Origin of the sequence: Pseudoalteromonas sp. Isolate6 (genome assembly GCF_022398435.1) — a bacterium.
Classification (GTDB): Bacteria; Pseudomonadota; Gammaproteobacteria; order Enterobacterales; family Alteromonadaceae; genus Pseudoalteromonas; species Pseudoalteromonas galatheae.
In genome coordinates this window covers 1-3,597 of the sequence record NZ_JAKEVK010000309.1, presented here as the reverse complement: position 1 = coordinate 3,597, position 3,597 = coordinate 1, and the positions used below count along the sequence as shown (strand labels likewise).

Annotated in this window: 2 protein-coding genes and 1 rRNA gene; all 3 read left to right on the top strand. The window is 40.9% G+C overall.

The features are described 5' to 3' along the window. Positions 1-27: 27 nt before the first annotated feature. On the top strand, positions 28-1,950 hold the full coding sequence (locus tag L1D50_RS22195; protein WP_239966860.1) for a DNA topoisomerase III: 1,923 nt from the start codon (positions 28-30) through the stop codon (positions 1,948-1,950). A 78-nt stretch (positions 1,951-2,028) separates the two neighbouring features. Next, positions 2,029-2,886 carry a tetratricopeptide repeat protein gene (locus L1D50_RS22190; RefSeq protein WP_239966859.1) on the top strand — a complete coding sequence of 286 codons (858 nt, stop codon included), beginning with the start codon at positions 2,029-2,031 and terminating at the stop codon, positions 2,884-2,886. Positions 2,887-3,513: 627 nt separating this feature from the next. Then, positions 3,514-3,597 (top strand): 16S ribosomal RNA (locus L1D50_RS22185); the annotation flags it as partial.

Sequence of the window (3,597 nt, the reverse complement as noted above, 5' to 3'; positions counted from 1 at the left end):
CTGTATCTATATACAGTTAAGCTAATCATGAAACTCTATATCGCAGAAAAACCCTCTTTAGGTCGAGCAATCGCCGATGTCTTACCAAAACCACATAAAAAACAAGATGGTTATATAGAAGTTGCGAATGGCGATGTGGTTTCTTGGTGTATAGGTCACCTGTTGGAACAAGCTGAACCTGAAGACTACGATGCCAAATACAAAAAATGGCAGTTTCAAGATTTACCAATCATGCCTACTCAGTGGCAGTTCAAAGCTAAGCCAAAAACAAAAAAGCAGCTTAGCACTCTAAAAAAGTTACTCACAAAAGCTGATGAAATCTACCATGCTGGAGATCCTGATAGAGAAGGACAATTGCTCGTGGACGAAGTATTTCAATTCGTAAACTTGCCAGACCGAAAAAGAGCAACGATCCGACGCTTGTTGATCAGTGATTTGAACCCGCAAGCTGTGAAAAAGGCATTGGCTTCGACACGGCCTAATCAAGAGTTTGTTCCTTTAAGTGTATCTGCGCTTGCAAGAGCTAGAGCGGATTGGCTTTTTGGTATGAATTTAACCAGAGCATTTACGTTGGCAGGGCAAAAAGCGGGAGTGAATACTGTTTTGTCGGTTGGTAGAGTGCAAACTCCCGTACTTGGCTTGGTTGTTAGAAGGGATTTAGAAATAGAGAACTTTGTATCTAAACCATTTTATGAGGTGATTGCACACATCAATAAACCACATTGGGGAGTTTTTGAAGCTAAGTGGGTACCAAGTGAAGCGTGTAAGCCTTATATGGACGAAGATGGGCGGGTTTTGGTTAAAGCCTTGGCCGAAAATGTTGCGGATCGGATCAGTCAAAAGCAAGCAACAATAACTAAGGTTGAAACGAAACCAAAAAAGATAAATCCGCCGCTACCCTATAACCTCTCTTCTTTGCAGATTGACGCAAATAAGCGCTACGGTTTATCGGCTCAGCAAGTGTTGGATATTTGTCAGGCACTCTATGAGAAACATAAACTGATTACTTACCCTAGATCAGATAACCGTTATCTACCACAAGAACATTTTGTTGAAAGAGAGCAAGTCATTGCGGCTGCTAAGCACAATCAGGGAATAGAAAGTAAGTTTACTAAGTTAGCTGATATGAACCTAAAAGGAGCATGTTGGAATGATAAAAAGGTAGAAGCGCATCACGCTATCATTCCAACCACTAAAAAGCTTCGCAGTGCTCAGCTTGGGCATAGAGAGTTGCAGGTCTATCAACTCATCTCTGTACAGTACCTCGCGCAATTCTTCCACCCCTATCGCTACAATGAAACCAAAGTCGAGTTGGAGATAAGTGGTGGCCAATTCAAAGCACAAGCGAAGCAAATAACAGATCAAGGATTCAAGGTACTGTTTAAAGGCCAAGAGGTAGAAAAAGAAAGCCTATTGCCGGAATTAGAGGTGGGAGAGCAACTTTTGTGCGAGAAAGGTGAAGTTAAAGAAAAACAAACTCAGCCGCCAAAGCATTATACTGAAGCCACCTTATTAGGTGCGATGACAGGTATTGCACGGTTTGTTTCCGATCAATCTATCAAAAAGGTATTGAAAGACACTGACGGGCTTGGCACTGAGGCGACGCGGGCCGGAATTATTGAGCTTTTGTTTAGGCGGCAGTTTCTTAGAAGAGAAGGCAAGACAATATATTCTACTGGGCTGGGAAAGGCATTTATTCAAACCCTACCTGAGTCACTTTCATTACCAGACAGAACTGCGCTCTGGGAGTCATTGCTCGGAAAGATCGCCAATAAGGAAACGTCGTATAATCAATTTATGCAACCGCTTTGTGATGAGTTAGGTGGATTTATTGACAGCGCTCAGTCTATCAATACGAATGCACTGAAAGGTGTTCCTGTACCTGCATTTAAAAAACGCGGGGCAAGAAAGGGGAAGTTTACTCGAAAGAGAAAGCCAAGCTCTGCATAATTGTTTTCTTGGCTTGGTTGTAAATCCAGATAGTGTCACTATATCAACCATATTAATTACTCAGACAGAAAATAGAATATGAGCAATAAAATCCAACTAACTCCTGAAAACATTCAGCAAGTAATAACCGATCCAAATCCAGAGAAAGTGTTATTACTAACCTTTTATAGCAATCAAAACCCTGAATGTGTTCAGCAAGACCAAATATTGGAAGGGATCGCGGCCGCTTATAGTGAGCACATAACCATAGGTGTTATCGACTGTGATATCCAACAAGCTCTGGCATCTCAACTCGCTCAGCAAATTGGTTTACAAGCTTTGCCAACGATTGTGATTTTAAAAGGTGGTGCGCCGGTAGATATGCTGGCAGGGGCAAAAACAGAAGAAGAAATTAAAGAAGCTCTGTCTGAGCATTTACCATCACCTGAAGTTATTTTACTTGATCAAGCGAAGCAATTCCTCGCAAGCGGCGACCTAAATAATGCCTTTGGTTATGCGAAGAAGGCATACGACATCGACAGTAGTAATACTCGGGTTAAGTTGGTGTTTGCGGATATCTGTATGCAAATTCAAAAATTTGATGAAGCTCAAGCGTTATTAGATTCTGTAAATGAAGAACAGCGAGACCCGTATTACCACAATTTAGTCGCTAAATTGGCGCAAGCTGCGGCTGCACAAGATTCACCAGAGGTAAAGCGTCTAGAGCAAGCGGTGAAAGCTGAGCCTGATTTATTAGACTTACGTTGTCAGTTAGCTCAAGCTCAGTTAGATGTGGGTAAAAAAGAAGAAGCATTGGCAAGCCTACTCATGGTGCTTAAGAAAGACATGAACTACGGTGAAGCCAAAAAGGGATTTTTAGATATTATCGCTTCGCTTCCTGATGGCGATAGTGTTGCTTCTGCATATCGACGAAAGCTATATAGTCTTCTTTACTAAAAGAATAGATAATTGAATATCAAGATACAGGTGAAAATTTCTTCAACTGTATCTTGCATCCTCCCAAATTTGATCAATACTTATGATCCCTTCGCGAAAACTGGTGACAGTTTTATGAAGAAAATATTGCATTAATGTGGTTTTTAAGCGGTTTTGTGTGTTTTCTGTTCGAACAAACCTTTTTTATAAGTTTTAATGAAAAAAGGGGTTGCACTAAAATCGGATCTCCCTATAATGCGACCCCACTGACACGGGGCGCTACGCTGAAAAGCAAAGCAGCAACGAGTTAGCGTCAAGTAAAACTTAGGTTCGAAACTTCTGCTAAAGAAATTAAAAATTAAGTGTTGACAAAAAGTTGGGAATGCTTAGAATGCACATCCCTCGAAACAACGAAATGTTTCGAAACGTTCTTTAAAAATATGAAGCAATCATCTGTGTGGGCACTCGTACAGATTGAGTTCTAACAGCAGATTCTAGTTCGCTAGATGGCGCAAAAAAATTTAGAGTCTCAATTGAGCTGAGTGACCAACAGAATAAACATAGTTTATTCAGCACAGTCAATTCGATACCGAAAGGTATCAAAATCAGAATTCATTGAGCACGAATCTTCGGATTCAAAAAAACTTTTAATTGAAGAGTTTGATCATGGCTCAGATTGAACGCTGGCGGCAGGCCTAACACATGCAAGTCGAGCGGTAACATTTCTAGCTT

Coding starts and splice junctions, on each gene's coding strand:
- L1D50_RS22195 (WP_239966860.1), top strand. CDS start 28: ATGAAACTCTATATCGCAGAAAAACCCTCTTTAGGTCGAGCAATCGCC.
- L1D50_RS22190 (WP_239966859.1), top strand. CDS start 2,029: ATGAGCAATAAAATCCAACTAACTCCTGAAAACATTCAGCAAGTAATA.